Source organism: Xanthomonas axonopodis (assembly GCF_001304695.1).
In the GTDB taxonomy this organism is placed as follows: Bacteria; Pseudomonadota; Gammaproteobacteria; order Xanthomonadales; family Xanthomonadaceae; genus Xanthomonas; species Xanthomonas axonopodis.
On sequence record NZ_JFAQ01000126.1, the window covers coordinates 1 to 26,448 of the forward strand.

Here is a 26,448-nt window from a genome sequence, read left to right on the forward strand (position 1 = left end):
ATGGGATCAAACACCTAGCACCTGACCGTTCTTTAGATCAATCAACCGAAGCGAGATAGCTGGAGCATCGGCGCCAGAATGGGTGACTGACACTGCGACTGAAATCGGCGAATCAGGACTCACCGGCGCGGACCGATTCTGGGGAGTGGCCTCGCTGCCCTGCGCCACCACCAGTATTTCTCGAATCTTTTCTGGACTTGCGGTTGGCTGAGGCTTTACTGCGGACTGCGGCTCTTTCCCGGCGCCACCGGAAGGTGCGTTGCAGCTGCACAATGCTCCGACCAATACCGCCAGAATTACTCTCATCAAATTTTGCATAGCCGTTCCTTTTGGCGAAACTGTCGCGAGTGTACAAGGTTATCAGGAACAAGGGCTTGCTTACATCTCCGAAAATGCAGGCAAGGCCGCCACCTTGAGCCCCTACCCAGATCACTCGTCTAGCAGCTTGGTCTTTCCTAATGACGTCGCCTTGGTTCGGGGGCTACCCAGCCAACTCTGCTGCCTCGACACTATGCTCACCCCGCTCCGGTGCCAGCGCGGCAGACACCATCGCCGCGGCAATCCGTTCGGCCGGATTGATCCGAAAACGGCGCGGCAGCAGGGGGCCGAGTGCGCCGAGGACGACGCTGCCGATGTGCTCGCCCGTACAGCGCTCCTCGCGCTCGCCGCCGATCAGGCCGGGGCGCACGAAGGTGAGCGAGGGGAAGCCGATCTCGCGCAGGTCGCGTTCCAGTTCGCCCTTGACGCGGCTGTAGAAGATGCGCGACTGCGCATTGGCGCCCGCCGCCGAGTTCAGCACGAAAACCGACGTGCCCTGCGCGCAGGCGGCGCGCGCGATGGCGAGAGGGTAATCGTGGTCGATACGATAGAACGCCTCGCGCGAGCCGGCCTGTTTCATCGTGCTCCCCAACGCACAGATGGCCGCTTCCATGCGCGGCGCCGTCCAGTGATCGAGCCGTTCGAAGTCGATCACCTGGTTGCGCAGCTTGGGGTGGATCTGCGCCAACGGCCGCCGCGTGATCGCGACCACGCCGGTGCAGCGCGTATCGCCCAGCAATTGCTGCAGCACGTGCTTGCCGACCAGGCCGGTCGCCCCTGCCAACAAGACATCCATCAGGCCATCCTCGCCATCAACGCGCTCCTTCGGAGACGATCCGCGCACTGCTGACAATGCGGTCGCGCTCCACGGCCAGCAGCGTCAGCGAATGCGCCGGGGCCTTCCATTCGCTGCCGCCGGCCACCACACGGCCGCCGTGGCGTGCGGTGTCCACCAGCACGCGCCAATGTTCGTCGTGCATGGCTGGCAGCGTGAACGACACGGCGGTGGAGGCGGCATTGATCAGCATCAACAGCGTCACGTTGGCGGCAATCTCGCGCAGGCCGGTGGTGGGCGAGCGGCCATCCAGGCGCAGCATCAGCGCGCGCGCCTCCGGGTCGTGCCAGGCGGCTTCGTCCATCTCGGTGCCATTGGGCGCGAGCCAGGTCAGATCCTTCAGGCCCAATGCTTCATCGAACTTGCCGTCGAAGAAACGCGCGCGATGCAGCAACGGGTATCGCTGCCGGATGCGGATCAATCGGCGCACAAATGCGGCCTGGTCGGCGGCTGCGGCCCTGATGGCGGCCGTCCAGTCGATCCAGGTCAGCTCGTTGTCCTGGCAATAGGCGTTGTTGTTGCCGTTCTGGCTGTGGCCGAACTCGTCGCCGGCCAGCAGCATCGGCGTGCCCTGCGACAACAGCAAGGTGGCGAGCAGGTTGCGCATCTGCTGGCGACGCAGCTGCTTGATCGCCGGGTCGTTGGTCTCGCCTTCCACGCCGTGGTTGCAGGAGATGTTGTAGTCGCTGCCGTCCCGGCCATCTTCGCCGTTGGCGAGGTTGTGCTTGCCTTCGTAGCTGACCAGATCCCGCAGAGTGAAGCCGTCATGCGCGGTGACGAAGTTGACCGATGCGGTGGGCCGGCGGCCGCTGCGATTGAACAGATCCGCAGAGCCGGTCAGGCGCGTGGCCAACTCCGCCAGCTGGCCACCGTCGCCGCGCCAGAACGCCCGCACGTTGTCGCGGAACTTGTCGTTCCACTCCACCCAGCCGGGCGGGAAATTGCCCACCTGATAGCCACCGGGTCCGATATCCCACGGCTCGGCGATCAACTTGGTCTGGCTGAGCACCGGATCCTGGCGCACCGCATCGAGAAAACTTCCCGACGGATCGAAGCCATAGCGTTCGCGGCCCAGGATGCTGGCCAGATCGAAACGGAAGCCGTCCACGTGCATTTCCTGCACCCAGTAACGCAGCGAATCCATCACCATGCGCAGCGCGCCGACATTGGTGAGGTCGAAGGTGTTCCCGGTGCCGGTGTCGTTGATGTAGAAGCGGCGATCGTCGGCCAGGCGGTAATAGCTGGCGTTGTCGATCCCCTTGAACGAAAGCGTGGGCCCGAGCTCGTTGCCTTCGGCGGTGTGGTTGTAGACCACGTCCAGCAGCACTTCCAGGCCGGCATGATGCAGGCGCGCCACCATCTGCTTGAACTCGGCCACGGTGCGCGTGGACATGTAACGCGCCTGCGGCGCAAAAAAGCCCAGCGTGTTGTAGCCCCAGTAATTGCGCAGGCCTTTTTCCAGCAGATATTGATCGTCGACGAACGCATGCACCGGCAGCAATTCCACGGCGGTCACGCCGAGCGAGCTGATGTGGTCGATCAATTCGTCGGTCTTCAGCGCCGAAAAGGTGCCGCGCTCTTCCGGCGGCACCGCCGGGTGCAGCATGCTCAGCCCGCGCACGTGCGCTTCGTAGATCACCGTGCGGTTCCAGGGTGTCTGCGGCGGGCGGTCCTGGCCCCAGGTAAAGGCCGGGTCGATCACGGCAGACTTGGGCATGAACGCGGCGCTGTCGCGGCGGTCGAAGCTCAGGTCCTTGTCGCGATGGCCGATGGTGTAGCCGAACAGGTGCGGCGCCCATTTGAGTTCGCCAACGATCTGCTTGGCATACGGGTCCAGCAGCAATTTGTTGTGGTTGAAGCGGTGCCCGGCATCGGGCGCATACGGGCCATGTACGCGGTAGCCGTACAACTGGCCGGGCCGTGCATCGGGCAGATAACCGTGCCAGACCTCGTCGGTGTATTCGGGGAGCGCAATGCGCTCCTGTTCGCGGCCACGATCGTCGAACAGACACAGCTCCACCCGGGTGGCATTGCGCGAGTACAGCGCGAAGTTGACGCCCAACCCGTCCCAGGTGGCACCGAGCGGGTTGGGACGGCCTTCGCGAATGCGCGAGCGCTGGGTGAACTTGCGAGTGGCCATCGGTGACTCCTTAGAACGGTGAACGCAAACGGTGCGCGATTGTGCACTGGCGGAGCGATCCGCAGCACATGGACCGGCCCGCAGGCCGACCCACGCACGTTGCCAGACGCAGCGTTACCGACGTGCAGCGATGGGCGTAGCCGCGTACTCGGCGGCCTGTTCGGCGGCGCGTTCTTCTGCCTCCACCAGCCGCTCGGCCATGGCCCAATGGCGGTCCGCGTGCCCGTCCGGGCGGCCCTCCGCCTCCCAGATCTCCCGTGCCAACTGGGCAAGCCGCGCCTGCCGTTCCATGTCATTCATTGCGTACGTTTCTCTCGGGGTCAATTGTCTTGGGACAGCAACACTGCCACCGGCGCACGTGCAAACAGCGTGGATAGCGCCACGCGACCGCGCTGCGGCTGCTGCGTACTGCCATCGAGCACATTACGGTATGCGCCCTCGCCCAATGCCAACGACGCCTGACCCCAGGTGGCCGGTGCCACCAGCAACGGCAGATCGCCCTCGCCCTCAGCGCCAGCACCCAGTCGCGTGACGGCCACCACCAGCGATTGACCGCGATACTGGCGACGGAACGCCACCACCTGGGCATCGCCGCTGACCGCAACGTTCAAGGGTTGGTAGTCGCCTTTCGCAAACAGCGCTGGAAATTCGCGGCGCAACTGCAGCAACAGCGCCGTCAGGCGTGCCTTGACCGCGCCATCGCGCCAGCTGCGCAGCAATCCGGTGAAGTCGCGTGCCTGCTGCAGCCATTGCTGGCGCTGGGCGTAATCCACTGGGCGGCGGTTGTCTGGATCCACCAACGACAGATCCCAGCCTTCGGTGCCCTGGTACAGGTCGGGCACACCGGGCACGGTCAGGCGCAAGGTGGTTTGCACCAGGCTGTTGCGCGCGCCAGCGGCAGCGATGTGGTTGCTGGCGCGCAGCAGCGCGCGCCGCAGCGGCAGCCCGGCGCGGCTGCATAGCACCTGCTCCACCGTGGCCTGCACAGCTTGCTCATAGGCCGGCGAGCCATCGGTCCAGCTGGTATGCAGTTTGGCTTCGCGCACCGTCTTGAGCAGCCATTGCGCGATGCGCTCGGCGTAGTCGGCAAGCGGCTCGGTCTGGTCGGCGCCCAGACCGATCGGCCACGCCGCCACCAGGGTCTGCCACAGCATCTGCTGGTCGCCGCCGGCCGGGGCCGGCGATTCCAGCGCGTCGGCCAGGGCATTGAATTGGGCGCTCTGCTCCACCCACCAGCGCGGCTGCTCGGACAACACCGCCAACCGCATGCGCAGGTCTTCGCCACGCTTGTGGTCGTGGGTGGCGGTGGCCAGTAACGCACGTGGGTAGTGCTTGGCACGCTCAAGATTCTGCGCGTGGAACTCGCTGGCGTCGTTGGCGAAATGGGTGGGATGGCTGCCGACCTCGTTGCGCGACAGCAGCACGCCATGCCGGTAGAACGCGGTGTCTTCCACCGACTTGGCATTGAGCGGTGCGGACAGCTGCTCCACGCGACGGCGCAGGATGCGCCGCAAGGCGATCTGCGCACGATCTGCACCGGCATCGTCGAGCAACCACCGCTCGATCGCATCCACGGCCGCCACGATCGATTCCGGCATCCCGTCGCGCGCCTTTGCAGCGGTGGCACGCAAACGCTCCGCTTCGCTGCCGATGATGCCCTTGGCACCGGCATAGGTGCGATACACCGGGAACCAGCGCAGCAATACGCACAAGCCGCGCGCCAGCATCTGCGGGCTGAACTCGCGCGTGGGCGGATCCAGCCGCGCCAACGCCGACAATGCACCCACGGCGCGATTGAATTCGGTCTGCAGCGGGCCACGCAGGATTTCATCGCGAGCGGTGCGTTCTTCCTGCGCGAAATCGCCGCTGCGCCCGCTCACCTTCTGCCAGACACGCGCCAATGGCTTGAAGCCGGCCGCGTCGTGCAGCAGTCCGCCCACCTGGTCCATGAAGTCGTAACCGGTGGTGCCGTCGCACGGCCAGTCGGCCGGCAGGTGCTCGCCCGGTGCGAGGATCTTTTCCAGGTACAGGCCCAGCGTGCCGGGCTTGAGCCCACGCGTGCGGCCGGCCGCATCCAGCCGGCTGCGCAACTTGCGCACATAGCCGGTGGGGTCGGTGAGCCCGTCCACGTGGTCGATACGCAAGCCGTCCAGATGGCCTTCGGCCACCAGCCGCAGTGGCAACGCATGCACCGCATCGAACACCGCCGGCAATTCCACCCGCAAGGCCACCAGCGAGGTGATATCGAAGAAGCGACGGTAGTTGAGCATGTCGTTGCCCACGCGCCACCAGTTCAAGCGATACGGCTGGCGTTCGATCAACTTGTGCAGGCGGCCGTCGCCGCGTTTGGCGCCGTCGTTGTAGTCGCGCAGCCACTGCGCACGTGCGCCCTTTTCGGGGATGTCCAGCGTCTGCGGACGAATCGGATACCGCTGGTCGTAATGCGCCAAGGCGGCGCTGCCGTCGTCTTCGATCACCAGCGTGATCAGGCCCTCGGCCAGCGCTGTCGCATACGGGCGGTCCAGCACCGCCAGCCACAGCTTGCCGTCGCGCCCGGGCGCGCGCCAATCGATGTCGAACCAGTCGGCGTGCTTGGCGCTGCGGCCATTGCGCAGCACATCCCACCACCACGCGTTCTGCGCATGCGTGGCCATGTGGTTGGGCACGATATCGGCAATCAGGCCCATGCCGTGTTCGCGCGCGGCCTGCGAGAGCGCCACCAAGGCATCTTCGCCGCCGAGTTCGGGATTGAACACGGTGGGGTCGATATTGTCGTAGCCATGCGTGGAGCCCGGCACGGCCGTGCCGATCGGCGACAGGTACAGGTGACTGATGCCCAGGCCTGCGTAGTACGGCACCTGCGCGAGCGCATCGTGCAGGGTGAAGCCGGCATGCAGCTGCAGGCGGGCGGTGGCGCGGAGGTCGATCATGGATGGGGTTCCGAAACGACCGCGACGCGACGCGCCTCGGCAAAGCCCTGCAGCGCCGAATTCAGGCGCGCATGCGGCAAGGGATCGGGCAGGCGTCGACGCCAGTTGGGATGTACTTCGACGGTGCCCGGCAGGTTGGGTTGTTCGTCCAGGGCCAGTGCGTCTTCCACCGGCAACAAAGCCAGCGGCGAGACGCTGGTGGCGGTGAAGCGCAACGCACCCAGCAGCGGGTCGCGCGCACTGCTCAGGCCGGCAAGTTCGACAGCGGCATCCAACCGTGCCACATCCTTGTTGCGCGCGGCGGCATCGTCGCTGGCCTGCGCTGGCTGGATCAATTCCAGCGTGCGCCGCCATTCGATATCGCGGCCGGCGCGCCAGCCGGTGAGCGTGGGCAGGTCGTGCGTGGTGGTGGTGGCGATCGCGTCCGGCCGCCACAGCGCCGGCGAGACGAATGCGCCGTCGTCGTTGCGCGTGAACATCAACACATCGATGCCCATCACCCCACGCTGCGACAGTTCTTCGCGGATGCCAGGCGGCACCACGCCCAGATCCTCGCCGATGACGATCGCCCGGTGCCGCCACGATTCCAGCGCGAGCAGGTTGAGCAGATCGTGCAGCGGATAGGCCAGATACGCACCTTCGTTGGAGCTGGCGCCATCGGGGACCACCCATAGCCGCATCAGGCCCAGGATGTGATCGATGCGGATGCCGCCGCGGTCGCGCAGCACCGCGCGCAGCAGCGCGATATACGGCGCGTAGCCGCTGCGCCGCAGCGCGGTGGGCGAATGCGCACCGATGCCCCAATGCTGACCATCGGCATTGAAGGCATCCGGCGGCGCGCCCAGCACCAGGCCGCGCAGCACGGTGTCGGCTGCGGCAGCGGCTTCGGCGCCATTGGGGTCGAAGCCCACCGCCAGGTCGGCAATCAACCCGATCTTCATGCCGCGCTCGTGCGCCTCGCGTTGCGCATCGGACCAGTTGCGCGCTGCCAGCCATTGCGTGAACACATGCAGCTGCGGATCGTTGTCGCCGAAGTCCTGCGCAGCAAAGTGTGCAAAACCTTCCAGCGCCGGGCCGCCTGCGTCGCGGAAGGCGACCAGATCGGCATGATCGGGCGAAACGCGCGTATACAACTGGCGCAGCAATTCCCACTTGGCATGCGCCGAGGCCTGCCAATCGATCAATGCAGCGTTGTGCAAACCATCGAAACGTTCGCGCAGGCCGGGCACCGCGTTGATTGCATCCAGCGCCAGTTCGCCCAGGATGCGCACCGGCGCGGCATGCAACGGATCGAGAAAGCGCCGATCGCTGGGCGAATACGGGCTGTAGCCGCCCGTCACCGGGCGCGCGGCGTGCACCGGACTCAATGCCAGGGCGTCGGCGCCGGCCAAGGCCGCGTGCCGCAACCATTCCACCGTGCCGGCGGCATCGCCGATACCGCCGTCATCCAGGCTGCGTGCCGAATACACCTGCAGCGCCATGCCCCAGGCACGCGGCGATGGTTGGCCACAGGCATCGGCCACGCTGAAGCAGCGTGGCGGCGCCACGGCCACCTGCTGGGTGATCGTGCCGATCTGCAGCGTCCAGTAACCGAAACGCTGCGGCGCGCACACCTGCCCGTGCGCATCGGCGCGTGCGTCTTCGCTGGCGCCGCTGTCGTCGCTCCAGCGGCCACTGGCGTGTGCTGCCACGCGCAGCGGCAGCGGCTGGCCCACCTGCACCGTCAGCAGCGGCGCAGGCTCACTGGCCTGCGCCTGGCAGCGGCGCAGGCTGTCGGCGCGTTGCGCCGCGGTGGCGGCCGGCAATTCCAGTGCGGTGAGCACCGCATGCACCGATTGCTCGGAGACCTGCCGCGGCTGGTCGCTGGCATCCACCCAATCCACCATCACTCCAGCCGCGGCGGCCAGGGTGCCGAGGTCGTCCCCGCCGGGGTCGCTCGCACTCATGCCTGCGCCTCGTGCCAGGCGATGAAGCCATCGACCGGTAGTTCCTGCGCATCGGCAGCGACGTTTTCGACATGCGCCACGCGTCCGCGCAGCGGCGGCAACGGCACCGGCTGCGTGCCGACATTGAAGGCGATATGCCACAGCCCGCCCGGCAACTCCCAGCTGGCCGTCACCGCGCCATCGGCAAGCACGCTGGCACGCACGGCGCGCGCCTGCGCCAGCCCCGGCACCAGCCAGTGACGACGCACGTCCAGCAGCGCGGTGAACCAGCTTGCCCACTGCGCGCCCTCGCCTTGCGTGGCGTCGGCGATCGGCGAACGCGACGCCTCGAAGGTGGAATGGCTATTGGGGTCGGGAATGGTGGCGCGCTGCGCTTCATCGGCAAACGCGGCGAAGTGCGCGAACTCGCGCCGACGTCCTTCGCGCACCGCCTCGTCCAACGGTGGGCCGAAGTCGGTGAAAAACAGGAACGGTTGCTTGGCGCCCCATGGTTCGCCCATGAAGAACAGCGGAATCATCGGCGTCAACGCGGTCAGCGCCAATGCGGCACGCAAACGTTGTGGCGACACCAGCACGCTCAGCCGCTCGCCGCGCGCGCGGTTGCCGATCTGGTCGTGATTCTGCGCAAACACCACGAACTTGTGCGGCGGCAGCGCACCACTTGGCTCGCCACGTACATGCCCACGCGGGTCCGGCTCGCCCTGGTAGGCGAAGCCTTCGCCCAGCACGCGCGCCAGATGCTCGGTCGGCTTGTCGGCGAACGCAGCGTAATAGCCTTCTTCCTCGCCGGTGAGCAGCACATGCAGTGCGTTATGGAAGTCGTCGTCCCACTGCGCGGTATAGCCACGCTGCAGTTGCGAGGCCTGGTTGGCCTCGTTTTCCAGCACCAGATGCACATGCCGCCCGGCCGGCAGGCTGGCCTCGACGGTCTCGCGCAAGGTATCCAGGAACGCATTGGGCGATATCGCATGCACCGCATCCAGGCGCAGCCCATCGAATCCGTATTCGTGCAGCCACATCAGCGCGTTATCGAGAAAGTACCGCTGCACCGGCGGCTTGCGGAAATCGATCGCCGCGCCCCACGGGGTGGGCTTGTCTTCGTTGAAGAACGGCGCGGCGTAGCTGTGCAGGTAATTGCCGTCCGGGCCGAAGTGGTTGTAGACCACATCCAGCAGCACCATCAGGCCATGCCCGTGCGCTGCATCGATCAACGCCTTCAGTTCGTCTGGGGTGCCATAGGCTTCCACCGGTGCATACGGCAGCACGCCGTCGTAGCCCCAGTTGTGCGCGCCGGGAAACGCGCCCAACGGCATCAGTTCGATGGCGGTGATGCCCATTGCCACAAGCTGCGGCAATTGCGCCTGCACACCAGCATAGCCGCCGCAGGTGCCGACATGCACTTCGTAGATCACTGCCTCCTCCCACGGCCGCCCCTGCCACTGGGTGTGTTGCCATGCATAGCCGTCGGTTGGCTGTACCGCGCTGGGGCCGTGCACGCCTTCAGGCTGCCAGCGCGAGGCAGGGTCCGGGACCGGCTCGCCGCCGTCGACGCTGTAGCGGTAACGGGCATCGGGGGCGCAGTCGATCACGGCGCTGAAAAAACCGTCCTGTCCGGCCTGCAGTGCGCTGCGCGCGCCGTTGTCGAAGACCACGTCCACGTTCTTGGCCTCCGGTGCCCAGAGCGCAAAGCGCACCTGTCCCTCACCCACCGGCCAGGCGCCCCAGGCCGGTGTGATTGCATTGTGCTGATTCATCGTTATTTCTCCGCTTGCAGGTAGATCGTGGCCAGCGGCGGTAGGGTCAGGCGCAGGCGTTGCGCATGCCCATGCATGCCCAGCGACTCGGTCGCCAGGCGACCGCTGTTGCCGAGGTTGCTGCCGCCGTAATGGGTACTGTCGGTGTTGAGGATCTCGCGCCAGAGGCCGGCACGCGGTACCCCCACGTGATAGTCGTGATGCGGTTGCGGGGTGAGGTTGCTCACTGCCAGCAACGGTGCGCCGCCGGCTGGATCGTGGCGGACGAACGCCAGCACGCTGTTGCGCGCATCGTCGGCCACGCTCCAGTCGAAGCCGTCGGCGCGATGGGTGCCGCGGTACAGCGCCGGCGTGCGGCGCAGTGCGGCGTTGAGATCGCCCACCAGTTGCTGCATGCCGCGATGCCGCGCGCCTTCCAGCATATGCCAATCCAGCGACTGGTCGTGATTCCAGTCGGCCCACTGGCCGAACTCGGCACCCATAAACAGCAGTTTGTCGCCCGGGTGCGCCCACATCAGCGCCAGATACGCGCGCAAGTTGGCGAAGCGGCGCCAGTCATCGCCCGGCATCTGCCCGAGCAGGCCACCGGTGCCGTGCACCACTTCATCGTGCGAGATGGGCAGCACGAAGCGTTCGTCGAATGCGTACACCAGCCCGAAGGTGAGCTGGCTGTGGTGTTGCGCACGTTCGGCCGGATCGCGCTGCATGTAGCTCAGCGTGTCGTGCATCCAGCCCATGTTCCATTTATGCGTGAAGCCCAGGCCGCCATCGCTGACTGCGGCGGTTACGCCCGGCCAGGCAGTGGATTCTTCGGCAATGCTGAGCACGCCGGGAAACTGCGCGGCAATCTCGCGGTTGAGCTGGCGCAGGAACGCGACCGCCTCCAGGTTCTCGCGACCGCCATGCGCATTGGGCACCCACTCGCCTTCGGCGCGGCCGTAGTCGCGATACAGCATCGAGGCCACCGCATCCACGCGCAGGCCGTCGAGGTGGTAATGCTCGATCCACTCCAGCGCGCTGCCGAGCAGGTAGGCGGTCACTTCCGGCCGGCCGTAGTTGTAGATCAGCGTATTCCAGTCGCGATGCATGCCTTCGCGCGGGTCGGCATGCTCGTACAGCGCGGCGCCGTCGAACTGCGCCAACCCGTGTGCATCGTCGGGGAAGTGTGCGCTGACCCAGTCCAGGATCACGCCGATGCCGGCGCGGTGGCAGGCATCGACGAACTGCGCAAAGCCGTCCGGGGTGCCATGGCGCGCGGTGGGCGCATACAGGCCCAGCGGCTGATAGCCCCAGGACCCACCGAACGGGTGTTCGGTGATCGGCAGCAATTCGATATGGGTGAAGCCGAGCTGCTGCACGTAAGGAATCAACTTCTCGGCCAGGGTTGGCCAGTCCAGCGGCTGGTTGTGTCCGTCGCGGCGCCAGGAGGCGGCATGCACCTCGTAGATCGACAGCGGTGCCGGCACGGCGCTGGGGTCACGGCTGGCCATCCAGGCCGCATCGGTCCAGGCGAATGTGGCGGCGCTGGGCACCAACGAAGCGGTTGCCGGTGGCAATTCGGTCTGCCGCGCCACCGGGTCGGCCTTGAGCAGCACCCGCCCATCGGCTGCGGTGACGGCATATTTGTACCGGGCGCCGGCTTCCACGCCTGGCAGGAAGAGTTCCCAGAAGCCTCCGATGCGCTGCCGCATCGGATGCCGCCGCATGTCCCAGCCGTTGAAGTCGCCGACCACCGCCACGCGTTGGGCATGCGGTGCCCACACCGCAAAGCGCACGCCCGGCACGTCGCCACAGTGAACATGCTGCGCGCCCAGCGCACGGCGCAAGGCCTGGCCGTCGCCGGCAGCGATCTGCAGCAACAACGATTCGTCCAGCGTGGCCGCGAACGCGTACGGGTCTTCGACCTCCTGCACGTTGTCTGGCCACACGATGCGCAGCCGGTATGGCCCGTCGACCGCCAGGGTGCCTTCGAAGACGCCATCGATGGCGCTGGCCTGCATGCGCGCGAGCAACTTGCCACGTGGGTCGATCAAGCCCATCGCCTCGGCGCCCGGGGCCAGCACACGCACCTGACGGCGGCCATCGGCGAGCGGCTTCGGTCCAAGCACCGCGAAGGCATCGGCCGGCAGGCCGTCGGCCAGGGCTTGCAGGGTCTGCGACATTTCCGAGGTCCCTTCCGTGGTCGCGCCGTCTGCTTCCGTGCGCTGCTCCTGCCCGCCCTGCCGTTCGCTCATGACACCGTCGCGAGCGCGGGCGCGGTTGCCGCGGTGTGTTCGTAGAGCGACAGGTATTTCTTGCCTGCCACGTCCCAACCACTGGGACGCAGCATGGCTGCGCGCCGCATCGCAGACAGCAGGCTGGGCAGGCGGAAGGTGCGGAAGGCGCGCTCCAGGCAGCGGCGCAGGGCTTCGACACTGGCGTGCTGGAACAGGAAGCCGGTGACGCCATCGTCCACGGTGTCGATCAGCCCACCAGTTGCATGCGCGATCGGCAGGCAGCCGAAGCGCTGCGCATACATCTGGCTCAGGCCGCAGGGCTCGAAGCGCGAGGGCATCAGCAGGAAATCAGCACCGGCGAACATCCGCCGGGCCAGGCCTTCCTCGAAGCCGATGAAGGCGCCCACCTGGCCGGGATAGCGCCGGGTCAACTCGGCCACCTGGCGTTCGATCTCCGGCTCGCCGCCGCCGATCACCGCAATCTGGCCGCCAGCGGCCACGATCTGCGGGGCCACCTCGCAGATCAGATCCAGGCCCTTCTGGTGCACCAACCGCGACACCACCGCAAACAGCGGGCCGGTACTTTCGCGCAGCCCGAATGCCTTGCGCACCTGCGCCGCGTTGTCCTGCCGTCCCTGCCACTGGTTCACGCTGAAGTGCGAATCCAGATATTCATCCGTACGCGGGTCCCAGCTGGCGTCGATGCCGTTGACGATGCCGGTGAGCGCGCCCTTGGCGGCGCGACCGGCCAGGAGCCGGTCCAGGCCACAGCCCTGGGCCGGGCCGGTAATCTGCTTGGCGTAGCTGACGCTGACCGTGTTGACGTGGTCAGCATTGACGATGCCGCCGCGCAGGAACGACATCTGCCCGTAGAACTCCAACTCGGCCACCCGCTCGGCGGGGATGCCCAGCGCGGCGGCCATCGAATACGGCACCAGGCCCTGGTAGGCCAGGTTGTGGATGGTCAGCAGGCACGGAGTGGTGCCGCCGGACCAGCGCACATAGCCGGCCGCCAGCGCACACGGCCAATCGTTCAGATGCAGCAGGCGCGGCTTCCAGCCCAAGCCGGAATGGCCGGCCGCGATCTGCGCGGCGGCATGCGACAAGGTGGCAAAGCGGATCGCGTTGTCTTCGAACTCCGAACCGCTGGTGCTCACATAGGGCGAGCCGTCGCGTTCGAACAGCTCCTTGGACAACAGGATGTAGATCGGCAAGCCGTCCGATTGCACGATGCGGCCGATGTCGCAAGCCGGCAGCGCGGCATGCGCCAACACGCGGCCCACGATCTCCACCTTGCCCGCGCGCTCGAGCACGGCGCGGTAGCCGGGGATCAGCACGCGGACGTCGTAGCGGTGGCGCAGCGCGCGCGGCAGCGCGGCCGCCACATCGCCCAACCCGCCAGCCTTGATGAAGTCCGCCATTTCCGACACCACGAACAAGGCGCCGCGCGTGTCTGCCAACGAGACCGGCAAGCGTTCATGGTGCCGGATGAAGCGACCCCGCGCATCGCGCGGCCGCCCGCTCTTCTTCAGAGTCGGGAGCAGCGTACTGCGCTCTAGGCGTGCGGTAGTAGCGTGAAGCGGCATCATGGCAACCATCTAAACGTCCCGTCGTAATGTGGGTGGAGACGGAAAAACGGCGAAGCGAAAACCGCCGTCTGCCGATTCAGCCAGACGACTTGCTACGAGTGAGGAGCATGGGCAACGCGCGTACTCCACGTCGCCCTTGCAGAGGAATCTACACCCCGACCAAATAAAATATGCGTGAACACGTGCTGACTTTTCTGCGACAGCCCACATTCCTTCTACGCACAGTTGCGCATGCCTGAAGGCATAAGCGCCACATTGCAGTGCGATGGCATCCCTGTATCGGTGCGTCGGGAGTGACATGCACCGAATACGGGAACATTCGGCCGCGTTCGTCCTCATCTGGATAACCGGTTCATCGACGCCTCGCTTCGCTTATCGCGATCTCGCTTCGCGCCAGGTCTGCAGGCCGTCGCTGCGCGCTGCGGCCCGGCTTGCTCAAGCGACCCCGCTGCGCGCCGATATCGAGCGTTAGCACAAGACCTTCCGAGACCCTGGCGCATGGCAGACCAGCCCGAACACCCAAGCCGCCCCCGTGGCGGGCTGCGCCGCCTGTTGCCCTGGGGCGGCGCGGACACTGCGCGCCCTGCCGCTGCCCTGCCGACGGTGACCAATGGCGAGCGCAGCGGTCATGGCCTGGCCGCACACCAGCTGGTGCCCGCCAAGGCCAAGTCCGGCGCACACGATCCGGCCGCCGCCACTGCATCGCTGATACGGCTGTTTTCGCATGCCGCGCATCCCGAAGCGCTGCTGCTCGCCTTCGCCGAAGGCATCGCCAGCCTGCATGGCGAGCTCGGCGACATGGGCGTGCGCCTGAGCGCGGCGTATGCGGCCGGCGATTGGCCCGGCTATGGCCGTGCCTTGCGCCAGCTCATCGACAAATACATCCGCACCATCGATATCGGCGATTCGCTGGCCGAAGGCCGCACCGAGGCCGAGCAGCTGCGCGACCTGCTGCGCCACGCGCTGGGCAATGCCCTGGCCACGCTGTTGCAACGTAGCCCGGAACTGGCCGAAGAGGCGCAAACGCTGGCATCGGCGCTGCGCCACTGGCGCCCGGGACACGAACTGATCACGCTGGAACAACGCCTGCGCGAACTCAGCCACCAGATCGGCCTGCGCGCCGAAGATGCCAGCGAACAACAGAACCTGTTATTGGGCTTGTTCGACCTATTGCTGGAGAACGTCGGCGAACTCCTCGACGATCGCAGCTGGTTGCAGGGCCAGATATCTGTGGTGCGGCAACTGATTTCCGGCCCGCTGGACGTCAGTTCCATCGAACAGGCGCGCGGTACCTTGCGCGAGGTCACCTACAAGCAGGGTCTGCTCAAGCAGGGCATCGCCGAATCCAAGACAGCCATGCGCGAGATGATGGTGTCCTTCGTCGACCGGCTGGACGGCATGGCCACCAGCACGGGCGAGTACCACGACCGCGTGGCCGGGTATTCGCAGGCGATCGGCGAGGCGCGCGGCATTCCCGACCTCAACCGGCTGCTGCAGGATCTGCTGCAGGACACCGCCGGCGTGCAGGCGCAGGCCCTGGCGGCGCGCGACGAACTGCTCGCGGCACGCCGGCAGGTGGAAGATTCCGAACAGCGCATCGCATCCCTCGAGCAGGAGCTCAAGGACGTCGCCGGCCTGGTGCGCGAAGACCAACTGACCAGCGCGCTCAACCGGCGCGGCTTCGAAGAACTGTTCCAGCGTGAGGCCGTGCGCACCCAGCGCAGTGGGCAACCCTTGTGCGTGGCGATGCTCGACCTGGACGACTTCCGCCGCCTCAACGAGACCCACGGCCATGCCGGTGGCGACGCGGCGCTACGCCACACCGTGGAGGTGGCCAAGGCGGTGCTGCGCACCACCGACGCCATCGCCCGCTTCGGCGGCGAGGAATTCGTCCTGCTGCTGCCGGACTCGACCATCTTCGAAGCCAGCGCGGCAGTAATCCGCCTGCAACGCGCACTGTCGCAGCGCTCGCTGCTACATGACGACGTGCGTGTGTTCATCAGCTTCAGCGCCGGCGTGGCGCTGCGTGGGACCGACGAGACCCAGGACGAGGTCATCCGACGCGCCGACCGCGCCATGTACGACGCCAAGGCGGCCGGCAAGAACCGGGTGATCAGCGCAGACTAGTGCCCTGCCAACGCAGCTTCAGGTAATCCACGACCTGCGCGGTCTGCGGCTGGGCCACGAATCCATGGCGAAACAGCATGCATCCGCGTATCTGCGGAAAGGCAGCATTGAGGTCCAGCTGGCGGGCGATCTCGGGAACACCGCCTGCGACGGTCCAGTCCGGCTCCAATGCATTGGGTATACCCACTTTATAGAGCGCCATGCCCATGTAGAGCTGCACGCGCCCGGAGCCCACGGTGTCGGCCCACCAGCGCGCGATGACGTCGTAACGCGCGATCTGCCGCGCAAACGGCCAGTAGACCTGCGGAACGATGTAATCGATTAGCTCCTCGCGTACCCAGCGCCGGGTATCGGCGTATGCGACATCGAACGCGGGCGCGCCAGCCTGCGTGTCCGATCCCTGCGGATCGTCCTGCCGATTGCGCCATACGCCTGCCGGACTGACCCCGAAGGCCATGCTTGGCCGGATCGCACGAATGATTCTGCCCACATCTCGGATCAATCGATAGGTGCTGTGGCGCCGCCAATCGCCCTTGTCTGCGAAGCCTACGCCATGGCGCGCATAGGTCTGCGAATCGTCCAGTGGCGACTGGGCGGTCTCGCTGTAGAAATAATCGTCGAACTGCACCCCATCTACGTCGTAATGGACAATCAGTTCCGCAACGACGGCGCATATCCAGCGTCGGACAGCCGGAATGCCCGGATCAAGCATCAGCCGGTCGGCGGCCACGCCCACCCACTCGGGATGCTGCGCATACACGCTGGGCGATGAATCGCCAGGCACAGCGCTCAGCATATCCAGCGTGGCCTGGCTGATGTCGGTCGAGACACGATAAGGATTGAGCCACGCATGGACCTCAATGCCACGTGCATGTGCGTGGCGGAGCAGGAACGCCAATGGATCGAAACCGGGGTCTTTCCCGAGCATGCCCGTCAGTACCGGCGACCAGGGCAGGATCCTCGATCGGTAGAGCGCATCGGCGCACGGCTTGACCTGGAACACCAGCGTATTGAGATGCAGCGCTTGGGCTTGATCGAGGATCGTCAGCAATTCCTGCTGCTGGACCATGACGCGCGCGACCGGATCGGCCATCCGGGAGGACGCCGCGCTCGGCCAATCTAGATTGAGCACACTTGTCACCCAGGTGGCCCGCATCGGGCCGCGGGCGGGCAACTGCGCGCGCGCCGGTATACCTGCCATGCTCGCCGCGACCGCCGCAGCACCCATGCCCAGGAAGCCTCTGCGCCCGATCGCCGTAGGCGCGCCGGTCAATGCAAGGTGCGCGCCATCGTTCACCGGCACCGTGCCTGCCTGGGTGAGCGCAGGCAAGGATTCACCCGCGCTGCCGAGACCTTTGATCCTCTTCTGCATGCCTTGCTCCCACGTGGTGTCGGCCAGGCCGAAAGCTTCCTTTAGTGCCACGGAAAGGCGGCTAAGCGACCGCCCTTTCGCGCCAACCCCGTACAGCAGGTTAGCAAGCGCCACAGCCGCGCGCGGGCGTTTGATCGCCAACGTGCACCTCATTTCGCTTGCCGCCTCAGCGACTGCAGAGAGATCAATGCGCGGCTTTGTTGCTGCGCAGCTTTTGCAACCCGGTGCCCCCTGCCAGCACCACCGCACCAGCGACCACACCGACCAGCATATTGCCCAGCGCTTCGACCAGCCAGCCCATGCCGCCGGCCGACTTGGCCAGATCCACCACCAGGTGATGCAGTACCGGGATGTTGTGCACCAGGATGCCGCCGCCGACCAGGAACATCGCCAGCGTGCCGGCCACCGACAGGAACTTCATCAACCACGGCGCCGCCACCAGGATGCCGCGACCCAGGGCCGCCAGTGCGGCGCTCTGCTTGGTCAGGTACAGGCCCAGGTCGTCCAGCTTCACGATCGCGGCGACCACGCCGTACACGCCGATGGTCATCGCCAGCGCAATGGCCACCAGCACCGCCACCTGCTGCCCGAAGGACACCTCCGAGACCACGCCCAGCGAGAGCACGATGATCTCTGCCGAGAGGATGAAATCGGTGCGGATCGCGCCCTTGACCTTGTCCTTTTCCAGCGCCACCACGTCCACGTTCTGGTCAGCCAGCGCGCGGGTGCGTTCGGCATGCCGCTGCGCTTCTTCTTCGTCGTTGTGCAGGAACTTGTGCGCCAGCTTTTCCACGCCCTCGAAGCACAGGTACGCGCCACCGATCATCATCAGCGGCATCACCAACGGGACGTTGTAGCCGCGCCCGCGCAGCGACGCTTCCAGCGCGCTGATCGCCAACGCCGCCGGCACCAGGATCATCTTGTTGACCAGCGAGCCCTTGGCCACCGCCCACACCACCGGCAGTTCGCGGTCGGCAGTGACGCCGGTGACCTGCTGCGCGTTGAGCGCCAGATCGTCGCCCAGCACGCCCGCAGTCTTCTTGGCCGCGACCTTGGTCAGGATGGAAACGTCGTCCAGCAGCGTGGCGATGTCGTCGAGCAGGGTGAACAGGCTGGCACCGGCCATGCGGAGGTCCTTCTAGGGTGGTCGCAAATTCTCGCCGATCCAGCACCCGCGTGGGGTGATGAGTAGCCATTGTGCGGTCGTTGCATGCTGTTGGCGGGGCGATGCGGGCACCGCAGCGGCTGCGCTTGCGGCCGTTCGGGCCTACCTTGGGCAGGTTTGCCCGCGGTGTGCGGGAGCGCCCGGATTCACTACGCGACGACCCGTCGCTGGCCACACTCGACGCCTGCATGACGCCCCGGAGATGGCCTTGAGTCACGACAACCCGCACCGCGCCCCGGCCGCAAGCCCGGCTGATCATGCCGTGATTGGCGGCATGAGCCGGCGCACGCAGATCCTGCGCTTGCTGTTGCGCTATCACGGCTCGGGCGTGTTCGCTGGCATGAACCTGGACCCGGCGGCCATCAACGAATACGAAGTGCCCGCAGAAGGCACCCCGGACCAGTTCGTCTCCGACCTGGAATCGCTCGGGCCCACCTTCGTGAAGCTGGGCCAGATGCTGTCCACGCGCCCGGACATCGTCCCGCCGGAGTTCGCCACCGCGCTGGAGCGCATGCAGGAGAACACCAGCTCGGTACCGGTGGAGCGCATCCGCCAGATCATCGAGGAAGAACTGCGCGTGTCGGTCAACAAGGCGTTCTCGCACTTCGACCCGGTGCCGCTGGGCTGCGCCTCGCTGGCGCAGGTGCACCGCGCCGCGCTGCGCGACGGGACGCCAGTGGCGATCAAGGTGCAGAAACCCGAAGTGGCCGCGCAGGTGCGTTCGGATCTGGACGTGCTCAAGAGCTTCGCCACCGCCGCCGACCGCCTCACCGGTATCGGGCGGCGTGTGCGCTTTGCCGACTTGCTGGGCGAATTCGGCAAGACCCTGCGCGCCGAGCTCAACTACGAAGACGAGGCCGAAACCCTGGCGCGCTTCGGCAGGCACCTCAAGCCGTTCCCCTTGCTGTGGGTGCCGCAACCGGTGTGGGACCTGAGCAGCCGCAAGGTGCTGACCATGCAGCTGGCCGAAGGCGTGCGCGTGGACAAGATTTCCGGTCTGCGCCGCACCGAACAGCCGATGGACGACCTGGCCGCGGAACTGGTCAAAGGCTATTTGGACCAGATGTTCGTGCATGGCGAAATCCACGCCGACCCGCATCCGGGCAATTTGCGTGTGCTGCAGGACGGGCGCCTTGCCATCTTCGACCTGGGCATGGTGGCGCATGTGCCGCCGCGCCTGCGCGAGCGCTTGCTCAAGCTGCTGTTTGCCGCGGTCGATGGGCGCGGCGAAGAGGTTGCCGAAGAGACCATTGCACTGAGCACGCGGCTGGAGGATTACGACGAAGAGCGCTACCAGCGCGAAACCGGGCAGATGATCGCGCGCTACGCAGCGCACGATGCCATCTCCGAAGGCCGGGTGGTGCTGGATCTGGTGCGCATCGCCACCTCGACCGGCTTGCGAACGCCGCCGGAATTGAGCCTGCTCGGCAAGACCCTGCTGAATCTGGAAGGCGTGTGCCGCGCGTTGTCGCCCACGCTGGATACGCGCCGCATCGTCGAGCGCCATCTGCAGCACGTGATGCGCGCGCGCCTGAAGAAATCCCTGTCCGCCGCCAACCTCGACAGCGAGGCGATGGAACTGCAGCATCTGGTGCGCGAAGGACCGCGCCGCATGTCCGAGATCCTGTCGCTGGCTGCGGAAAACCGCCTGCAGATGCGCGTGACCGGGCTGGAAGAATCGCACCTGATGGAAAGCCTGCAGAAGATCGCCAACCGCGTTGCGGCGGGCATCGTCACCGCCGCGCTGATCATGGCGTCGGCACAGATGATGCGCATCGAAACCGGCTTGAAGCTGTGGGGCTACCCGGCCATTGCAATGGTGCTGTTCCTGCTCGGGGTCGTGCTGGGGTTGGGCATTGTGGTCAGTGCGCTACTGTTCGACCGCCGCGTGCGCGCGCGCGAAGAGCGCGGGCACCGCTAGCTTCCAAAAATGGCGAGTTGACCGCCAACGGGTAAATTCGTTTCGTTTGGGACGCTAAGCTACCCCAGATAATTAGAATCCAGAGTTCATCATTGGCTAGGGCCTGTTAACACTAAGAGTGGCTAACAAAACGTAGCGAGCGGTCGTCAGGTGGGCGTGGACGGCGCACAGGAACCGGAGTGTACGAGGGGTACATGAGGATTCCGAGCACCGGCCGCGCCCGCCTGGCGGCTGCGCAGTAGTTTTGTTAGCCGCTCTAATGGATTGAGCGATCAAACTATCATGCATGGAGATCACGCCAGCGCAATTTTCCCTGATCGAACACTGCCTGCCGGCGCAGCGCGGCAATGTCAGCATGACCAACCTGCAAGTGGTCAACGCCATCCTTTACGTTGCCGAGCATGGGTGCAAATGGCGCGGCCTACCCAAGCACTTTGGCAACTGGCACACGGTGTACACGCGCATGAACCGTTGGGCCAAGGCGGGTGTGCTGGACCGGATGTTCGCCCAATTGCAGAAGTCCCAGATCGTACGCATCAAAATTGAAGCGGTTCCACTGGACTCCACCAGCGTCAAGATTCATCCCGATGGCACGGGTGCATTAAAAAAACGGCCCGCAAGCCATCGGTAAGTCGCGCGGTGGATGGAACACCAAAATTCATCTGGTTGCCGCAGATGCTCGAACAGCCATCCCCTTCGGATTGACGCCTGGCAACGCGCATGACGCACCGGCAGGCCCCACGTTGCTTGAACATCCGGGGGCAGTGGAGCGGCCGATTCATTTGTTGATGAACCGTGCTTACGAAGGCAACCAAACCCGCCAGTTGGCGCGCGATCTTGGCTTCGTGCCGGTGGTCCCGCCGAAATCCAATCGGGTCGAGCCTTGGGACTACAACAGGGAGATGTACAACCGGCACAACGAAGTAGAGAGGCTGTTCCGTCGCTTGAAAGGCGACCGCCGAATTTTCACTCGCTTCGAGAAGCTGGACGTCATGTTTCTCGGTTTCCTCAGCTTCGCCCTAGTCGTTGAAGGGCTTCGGATGTGTTAACAGGCCCTAGCGTCGCTTCAAACCACGCTCAAGCTGCAATCCGCGTTGATGGTCAAGTTCGAGCAACGCGAAGCACGTATGCATCCTCCTTTGATCAGCGCATGCAAGCATTGCACGGCGAGGTAGCGCAGGCGCACCGACGCGTAGACGACAGTGTCGGAAGAGCCAGTTCCCAGATCGCCAAGGAGGCCAAGGAGGCGGTGGCACCGGTTGTGGCACAGTACGACCGCGACGTATCAGCCACGTCAGCGCAGTTGCAAAAAGCCAACAAGACCGTCTGGATGTGGTTCGCCGCCGCCGCGGCAATCCTGCTGCTGGTGCTAATTGTCGGCTGGGCCGTGCTGGGCTACTACCGCCGCGAACTCTCCACCGTCAAGGAAGAGCTGCAGCGCTACGAGAACGCCATCCCTGTCCTCCAGGCGTATTCCGCATCCGATGCGTTCATTTGCGGTGGCCGCGTGTGCGCCAATATCGATCCCAACGGACAGCGGACAGGCGACAAGCGCCAGTATCGGCAAGCCAGACCGCGACCCCAGTAGTGAAGGTCTGAGCTCGCCAGCTCATTCTTCCGAGACAGGCGTGCCATCGCCCGCATCGCGCGCCACGGCTGCACCCACACGACTGAAGCGGATCTCCTGCGGCGACTGCAACGCAATGCCCTCTGTCGCCATGCGCTGCAGCAGCGCGAAGAACAGCTGGCTGCGCACGCCATACGAATCGCGCGGGCTGCTCACGTAGGCGAACGAATTGAAGTTGACATGCCCGCCTGCCAACGAATCGATGAACACCGACGGCGCCGGTTCGGCCAGCACCTTCTCGTGCTCGGCGAACAAGGCCAGCAACACGTCGCGCACCTTGGCCACGTCGGTTTCCAGCGGCACCGAGAACTGCAACTGCACACGGCCCATCGGGTTGGACAGCGTCATGTTGCGCACGCTCTTGGTGATCAACTCCGAGTTGGGCACGATCAAGGTGGAGCGGCGCCCACCTGGATTTCGGTCGCACGCACGCTGATCTTGCGCACGTCGCCCTCCTGATCGCCGATACGTACCCAGTCGCCGATCTTCACCGGCCGCTCGGCCAGCAAGATCAGCCCCGACACGAAGTTCTGCGTAATGGCCTGCAGACCAAAACCGATACCCACCGACAGTGCGCTCAACACCAGCGCCAATCGCTTCAAATCCAGACCCAGCGCCGTGAACCCCCACACCACCACGATCAACCAGCCCAGATAGCGCGCCACCGTACTGATCGAATTACGCGCTCCCGCATCCAGTTCGGTCTTGGGCAGATAGGTGTTGATCAGCCACTTCTGCACGACATGGACCACGACCAGTCCTAGAACAGAGACGAGTAACGCACGTGCCACCGCCGCGGGCGTGATCGTCAGCTCATTGCCGATTTCGATACCGTGCGAGACGTTCTCGGCCCAGCCGGTCACGGCGGAAAGATTGGCTCCATAAGGCGTGACCAGTGCGGCAATGCCCAGCAGAATCAACAGAACGCGCACCGCCGCCGATAGCAACAGACCCAGTTGCACCAGGCGGCTGCTGCTGGCGCCAGAGGCATGCGACAGTGCACGGCTAAACCGCCCGTCAGGGTTGAAGATCCAGGTCAGCAGGTCGTCGGCGAACACCACCAGCAACCCGAGCAGGCTGCAGATCAGCGTGATCCAGATAATCTGCCGGGCGATAAACAGCGACAGATTGATATAGCCGAACAGGGCCGCCAACAGAGACACAATCACCGCAACATGCCCAAGCAGGCGGATCAGCACGATGAATCCACCACCGCGCGACACCACGTGTGGTGGCTCGCTACTGTCGACATTGACTTGCCCAGCGCTCGCAGCGCGTGCGCGCAACGACAGACTCAAACCAGCCAAGGCTGACAGGATCAAACCGGCATACAGCAGCGCAGCGATTGCGTCGGTGGCAGTCGTCGCCGCATCGCTCGTGCGCGCCACCTCGTTAAACTTCATCGCCATACCGCTGAACCAGCTCACCGCAGCAGTCGCCAGGCAATGCACCCGCAAACGATCAACAGTTGCATCGTCCAGGGGAAACAACCGCCAGCTGGGCTGATGCTTCATCAGCAAGCTGGCGCTCAGCGAGCCAATAAACGCAGCGACGAAACTGATAATGACGAAAGCACTAAGCAACTGGTCTAAATCAGCCGGCACCTGAGCAATGGCACGGACCGTTTCGACGAGTACCCACGCCGCGATGCCAAGACTGAGCGTTCCAATCAACAGAAACCACAGGGCCAATCCGGAGCGGCGCAAACGGCCCCCAGGCGCGCGAGAGGCGGCATAGCGACGACCGAGATGTCGCAGGAAAATGCGCAGCGGAAATGCCAACAGCAGTGCGATCAGCGCACCAGTCACTAGGCTGCCAATACCATTGGCGGCCGTCCCGCCCCACAGGAGCTGCGCTGCCTCATCATACAAAGCTCGCAAACGCGCGCGGTCATCAGGCCACTGCTGTGAAATCTGGCTCCAGAGGGCCGGCGATAGAGGAGGGGCCACACGGGTGGACATCTGCACGCTGAACAGTTGTGCGCGCTTTTGCTCAAGTCGATCGGCCAGATCAAGCGCTTTGGAATCCAGAAGATTGGCGCGTTTGAACTCTGCATCCAGCGCGCTCTGTTCTTTCTTTAGCGCTTCCCGCTGTTTTTTAAGATCGCTCGCCTCGCCACTTTGGGCATCCCCCAATCCGGCCAGCTGCGAACTGACTTGCTTGAGTGGCGGATCCAGCTCGCGAGCCAGGTCTTGCACCTGCCGCTGCGCCGTTGTCACTTGGTCAATCAGCTTACGCAGCTGCTCGTCATCGGCCTTTTCCAATGCGGCATCGGCTGTATCCAGCGACTTTTGTGCACCGTCCAACTGCGTCTGAGCTGTCTCCAAGAGAGTGTCTTCTTCCTGGGCAAAAGCAGCCACATAGACAAGCCACAAGGCGCAGCACAGCAGCACACGCAGCACACGCAGCAACAGGCTCGAACGAGCGGACGCGGATTGGAATTCGGACACAGGCAGACATCGCACAAGCGCGGGACCGCGCGGTGCCGGCATTTTAAGGCACCTTCCCCTATCGAGCCGATCATCCCAGTGGTATGGATTCATGCGGACCCAAGCGTAAGGGGCGGCACGCAACGCGCCCACCTATACAGGTGAGTCTGCTGCCATGACCGAGGCTCGGACAGGCCGCGAGGACACTGGCGACGAATTACAGCCACGTTCCAGCGCTGGCGACTCCCGCGCGGCCGCCTCCTTCTGCATGTTTTTTTATCCAGCGCGCCTGTCAACACTAGAGACCGCCGATGCACTGCGCAACCGATCAACATCAAAGCGGGCCCGAAGCGGTACCTGCTGGCGATACAGTGCCAGGGCATGCACAAGATCTGATCGAAGCGCGGAGCATAACCACTTATTGGGGACGTCCTGCTGCTTCGCTGCACCAACGCTCCGTAGCGGCATCATGGCCGCAGGCGGCCGGTACTCGCATTCCGAGCGCAGAACGCGAACCGGCGGGTACCGCGCTTTGCTAAGAATCCGTACGACCACCCAACCAACCGGCGCATGAATGGGCGTAGGTGGTTGTCACTTTGCGACAACACGCGGCTGACGCAGAATCGAGCCACCGCTGCGGCAGACGCAGCGGATGACCGCGAAGGAGATCCTCTATGCAGATTCAGATCCAGACCGACAAGCACGTGCCGCACGATCCGTCTGTTGTGGCGCATGTCGAAAAGACCTGCACCGCCCAGCTGGCGCATTTCGCCAGCGACATCACCCGTGTGGAAGTGCATTTGCGTGATGAAAACGGCCAGCGCGGCGGCGCGGCGGATCGAACCTGCAGCATCGAAGCGCATGTCGCCGGCCTGCCGCCAATTGCGGCCACCAACAGCGCCGAAACGACAGCCTCTGCCGTGACCGGCGCCGCGCGAAAGCTGCGCACCGCCATCGAACATGCACGTGGCAAGCAGCACTCCAAGGCCACCGCCTCGCCGCCGGACATGCTGTGACCTGATCTGCAGGTTGGCAGCGGGCCTCGGCTGCTGCCAACCTCTGCTGCGATGGCCTGGTGGCACGTCATCTGACGATGCGCGACGCCCGTCCCAATCCGTGGCCCCTGATGGCATCGGCCCGTCGCACTCACCCTGCGGCGGGCCGAGTGCTTTGAAGCTACCGGTGCTTGCGGAAGATTCCAATCCTGAACACCAGGCGCTCTTTATAGAGATTTTTGACCTGCAAGCTGGCACTTGCGCCAGCGGCGGCCCAGATTTAAGAACCACTTACTGGCCACTCGGATAACGCGCGCAGCGATAGGCTCAGCCGAACCCGCCAGGTGCAACGTGCCTCTGGATGCCTTCGCCCATCAAGCGGCATCGTTGCGGATACGCACAGGGTTTGCTTCCTACAGCAGCACAGGATTATGTGTTGAGACCGGCAGCAAGCGGCCCGGAACTGCTTTGAACGGTTCGGGTTTCGCTATCCATCGCTTGTTGGTGGATTCCCAGGTCAGGCCCCTCAGTTCCTGGGCAGGTGCGATCAGACAATCTAACCCCGTTATTCGGCCATCGATCCGCACCCGAGGGCTGGCACCAGTTCCACCAATGTATCTCGCAGCGCCGCCGGTACACGCGCAACTGTATTCGGCCATGCAAAGACGGCCATAGCAGCAAACATATTTGGTCCGCACGCGCGAATTGATTGTTCGGATCCGGAATGATCATTTCGCAAGACGTGCATCCAGCTTCCCTGGATTTATGCGAATTTCAAGTTCGCCGACGATAACCCGTGCTACGCAAGGCGGCTGTAGAGGGCAGGTACGCCTGGGCGCCTCGATTGCGAGCGAACAAGTCGCGCTGTAGTTGCAAGGCAGCTGAGCAAAGCAGCATCGACCTCAGCGACGGGCGCTGCGCGCTTTGGCACACTGGCTGCGTCAGTACGGGCAAGTGCAACACGTGGAGTCACCACCATCCTTGGACCCACCGCGGCAGCGGTCGCAGCTGCGGCGCGCGGTGTACTGCCGATCAGCTTCGATAAACAATACCTGGGCGCTGCGCTGGCGACGTCCCCCCGTCC

General features: G+C 65.0%; 15 protein-coding genes, 1 other RNA gene and 1 pseudogene. 5 read left to right on the forward strand and 12 right to left on the reverse strand.

The genetic code is table 11. From position 1 onward, the window contains the following. Window positions 1–481: 481 nt before the first annotated feature. The 8 genes from XAXN_RS12185 to glgA all read right to left on the reverse strand — a co-directional run bounded on the left by XAXN_RS12185 (window position 482) and on the right by glgA (window position 13,737). Window positions 482–1,114 carry an NAD(P)H-binding protein gene (locus XAXN_RS12185; protein ID WP_054319733.1) on the reverse strand — a complete coding sequence of 211 codons (633 nt, stop codon included), beginning with the start codon at window positions 1,112–1,114 and terminating at the stop codon, window positions 482–484. Between the two features lie 16 nt (window positions 1,115–1,130). After that, window positions 1,131–3,293, reverse strand: coding sequence for a glycogen debranching protein GlgX (gene glgX / locus XAXN_RS12190; protein ID WP_054319734.1), 2,163 nt, complete (start codon window positions 3,291–3,293; stop codon window positions 1,131–1,133). A 114-nt stretch (window positions 3,294–3,407) separates the two neighbouring features. Further along, window positions 3,408–3,593, reverse strand: coding sequence for a DUF2934 domain-containing protein (locus XAXN_RS12195; protein ID WP_054319735.1), 186 nt, complete (start codon window positions 3,591–3,593; stop codon window positions 3,408–3,410). Between the two features lie 20 nt (window positions 3,594–3,613). Beyond that, entirely contained in the window at window positions 3,614–6,223 is a 2,610-nt protein-coding gene (gene treY, locus XAXN_RS12200) for a malto-oligosyltrehalose synthase (protein WP_054319736.1), read from the reverse strand. Then, window positions 6,220–8,169, reverse strand: coding sequence for a 4-alpha-glucanotransferase (locus XAXN_RS12205; RefSeq protein ID WP_042821101.1), 1,950 nt, complete (start codon window positions 8,167–8,169; stop codon window positions 6,220–6,222). The genes treY and XAXN_RS12205 overlap by 4 nt, the downstream gene beginning before the upstream one ends. Next, window positions 8,166–9,923, reverse strand: a complete 1,758-nt coding sequence (gene treZ, locus XAXN_RS12210) for a malto-oligosyltrehalose trehalohydrolase (protein ID WP_054319737.1) — start codon at window positions 9,921–9,923, stop codon at window positions 8,166–8,168. The genes XAXN_RS12205 and treZ overlap by 4 nt, the downstream gene beginning before the upstream one ends. Window positions 9,924–9,925: 2 nt before the next feature. After that, window positions 9,926–12,157, reverse strand: coding sequence for a 1,4-alpha-glucan branching enzyme (locus XAXN_RS12215; protein ID WP_054319738.1), 2,232 nt, complete (start codon window positions 12,155–12,157; stop codon window positions 9,926–9,928). Then, window positions 12,154–13,737, reverse strand: coding sequence for a glycogen synthase GlgA (gene glgA / locus XAXN_RS12220; RefSeq protein ID WP_054319739.1), 1,584 nt, complete (start codon window positions 13,735–13,737; stop codon window positions 12,154–12,156). The genes XAXN_RS12215 and glgA overlap by 4 nt, the downstream gene beginning before the upstream one ends. Window positions 13,738–14,226: 489 nt before the next feature. On the opposite strand from glgA, the gene XAXN_RS12225 reads away from it, so the two are divergent. Next, window positions 14,227–15,855 carry a GGDEF domain-containing protein gene (locus tag XAXN_RS12225; protein WP_054319740.1) on the forward strand — a complete coding sequence of 543 codons (1,629 nt, stop codon included), beginning with the start codon at window positions 14,227–14,229 and terminating at the stop codon, window positions 15,853–15,855. Here XAXN_RS12225 and XAXN_RS12230 read toward each other — a convergent pair. Together XAXN_RS12230 and XAXN_RS12235 are read right to left on the reverse strand one after the other, a co-directional pair. After that, window positions 15,842–17,227 (reverse strand): glycoside hydrolase family 10-like protein, encoded by a 1,386-nt coding sequence (locus XAXN_RS12230; RefSeq protein WP_054319744.1) that lies wholly within the window; start codon window positions 17,225–17,227, stop codon window positions 15,842–15,844. The two genes, XAXN_RS12225 and XAXN_RS12230, sit on opposite strands and share 14 nt — an antisense overlap. Window positions 17,228–17,411: 184 nt before the next feature. Next, on the reverse strand, window positions 17,412–18,353 hold the full coding sequence (locus XAXN_RS12235) for a DUF808 domain-containing protein (protein ID WP_054319741.1): 942 nt from the start codon (window positions 18,351–18,353) through the stop codon (window positions 17,412–17,414). A 58-nt stretch (window positions 18,354–18,411) separates the two neighbouring features. Between XAXN_RS12235 and XAXN_RS12240 the strand changes: the two genes are divergently transcribed. Next, window positions 18,412–20,313, forward strand: coding sequence for an ABC1 kinase family protein (locus XAXN_RS12240; protein ID WP_174515494.1), 1,902 nt, complete (start codon window positions 18,412–18,414; stop codon window positions 20,311–20,313). A gap of 120 nt (window positions 20,314–20,433) precedes the next feature. Here the strand turns inward: XAXN_RS12240 and XAXN_RS21400 are convergent. After that, window positions 20,434–20,509, reverse strand: a non-coding RNA gene (locus XAXN_RS21400) — sX9 sRNA. Window positions 20,510–20,599: 90 nt separating this feature from the next. On the opposite strand from XAXN_RS21400, the gene XAXN_RS21405 reads away from it, so the two are divergent. Together XAXN_RS21405 and XAXN_RS23120 are read left to right on the forward strand one after the other, a co-directional pair. Continuing rightward, a protein-coding gene (locus XAXN_RS21405) for an IS5 family transposase (RefSeq protein ID WP_134984877.1) occupies window positions 20,600–21,362 on the forward strand; the annotation gives its coding sequence in 2 pieces (ribosomal slippage) (window positions 20,600–20,919 and window positions 20,918–21,362; 765 coding nt in all). 101 nt (window positions 21,363–21,463) lie between these two features. Further along, a complete protein-coding gene (locus XAXN_RS23120) occupies window positions 21,464–21,901 on the forward strand; it encodes a hypothetical protein (RefSeq protein WP_241148174.1) in 438 nt (145 codons plus the stop codon). A gap of 21 nt (window positions 21,902–21,922) precedes the next feature. Here the strand turns inward: XAXN_RS23120 and XAXN_RS12260 are convergent. Continuing rightward, window positions 21,923–24,464: pseudogene (locus XAXN_RS12260) on the reverse strand (DUF3772 domain-containing protein). Between the two features lie 579 nt (window positions 24,465–25,043). Between XAXN_RS12260 and XAXN_RS12265 the strand changes: the two are divergent. Next, window positions 25,044–25,385 (forward strand): HPF/RaiA family ribosome-associated protein, encoded by a 342-nt coding sequence (locus XAXN_RS12265; RefSeq protein WP_042821090.1) that lies wholly within the window; start codon window positions 25,044–25,046, stop codon window positions 25,383–25,385. The last annotated feature ends 1,063 nt before the right edge of the window (window positions 25,386–26,448 follow it).

Coding starts and splice junctions, on each gene's coding strand:
- XAXN_RS12185 (WP_054319733.1), bottom strand. CDS start 1,114: ATGGATGTCTTGTTGGCAGGGGCGACCGGCCTGGTCGGCAAGCACGTG.
- glgX (WP_054319734.1), bottom strand. CDS start 3,293: ATGGCCACTCGCAAGTTCACCCAGCGCTCGCGCATTCGCGAAGGCCGT.
- XAXN_RS12195 (WP_054319735.1), bottom strand. CDS start 3,593: ATGAATGACATGGAACGGCAGGCGCGGCTTGCCCAGTTGGCACGGGAG.
- treY (WP_054319736.1), bottom strand. CDS start 6,223: ATGATCGACCTCCGCGCCACCGCCCGCCTGCAGCTGCATGCCGGCTTC.
- XAXN_RS12205 (WP_042821101.1), bottom strand. CDS start 8,169: ATGAGTGCGAGCGACCCCGGCGGGGACGACCTCGGCACCCTGGCCGCC.
- treZ (WP_054319737.1), bottom strand. CDS start 9,923: ATGAATCAGCACAATGCAATCACACCGGCCTGGGGCGCCTGGCCGGTG.
- XAXN_RS12215 (WP_054319738.1), bottom strand. CDS start 12,157: ATGAGCGAACGGCAGGGCGGGCAGGAGCAGCGCACGGAAGCAGACGGC.
- glgA (WP_054319739.1), bottom strand. CDS start 13,737: ATGGTTGCCATGATGCCGCTTCACGCTACTACCGCACGCCTAGAGCGC.
- XAXN_RS12225 (WP_054319740.1), top strand. CDS start 14,227: ATGGCAGACCAGCCCGAACACCCAAGCCGCCCCCGTGGCGGGCTGCGC.
- XAXN_RS12230 (WP_054319744.1), bottom strand. CDS start 17,227: ATGCAGAAGAGGATCAAAGGTCTCGGCAGCGCGGGTGAATCCTTGCCT.
- XAXN_RS12235 (WP_054319741.1), bottom strand. CDS start 18,353: ATGGCCGGTGCCAGCCTGTTCACCCTGCTCGACGACATCGCCACGCTG.
- XAXN_RS12240 (WP_174515494.1), top strand. CDS start 18,412: ATGAGTAGCCATTGTGCGGTCGTTGCATGCTGTTGGCGGGGCGATGCG.
- XAXN_RS23120 (WP_241148174.1), top strand. CDS start 21,464: ATGCAAGCATTGCACGGCGAGGTAGCGCAGGCGCACCGACGCGTAGAC.
- XAXN_RS12265 (WP_042821090.1), top strand. CDS start 25,044: ATGCAGATTCAGATCCAGACCGACAAGCACGTGCCGCACGATCCGTCT.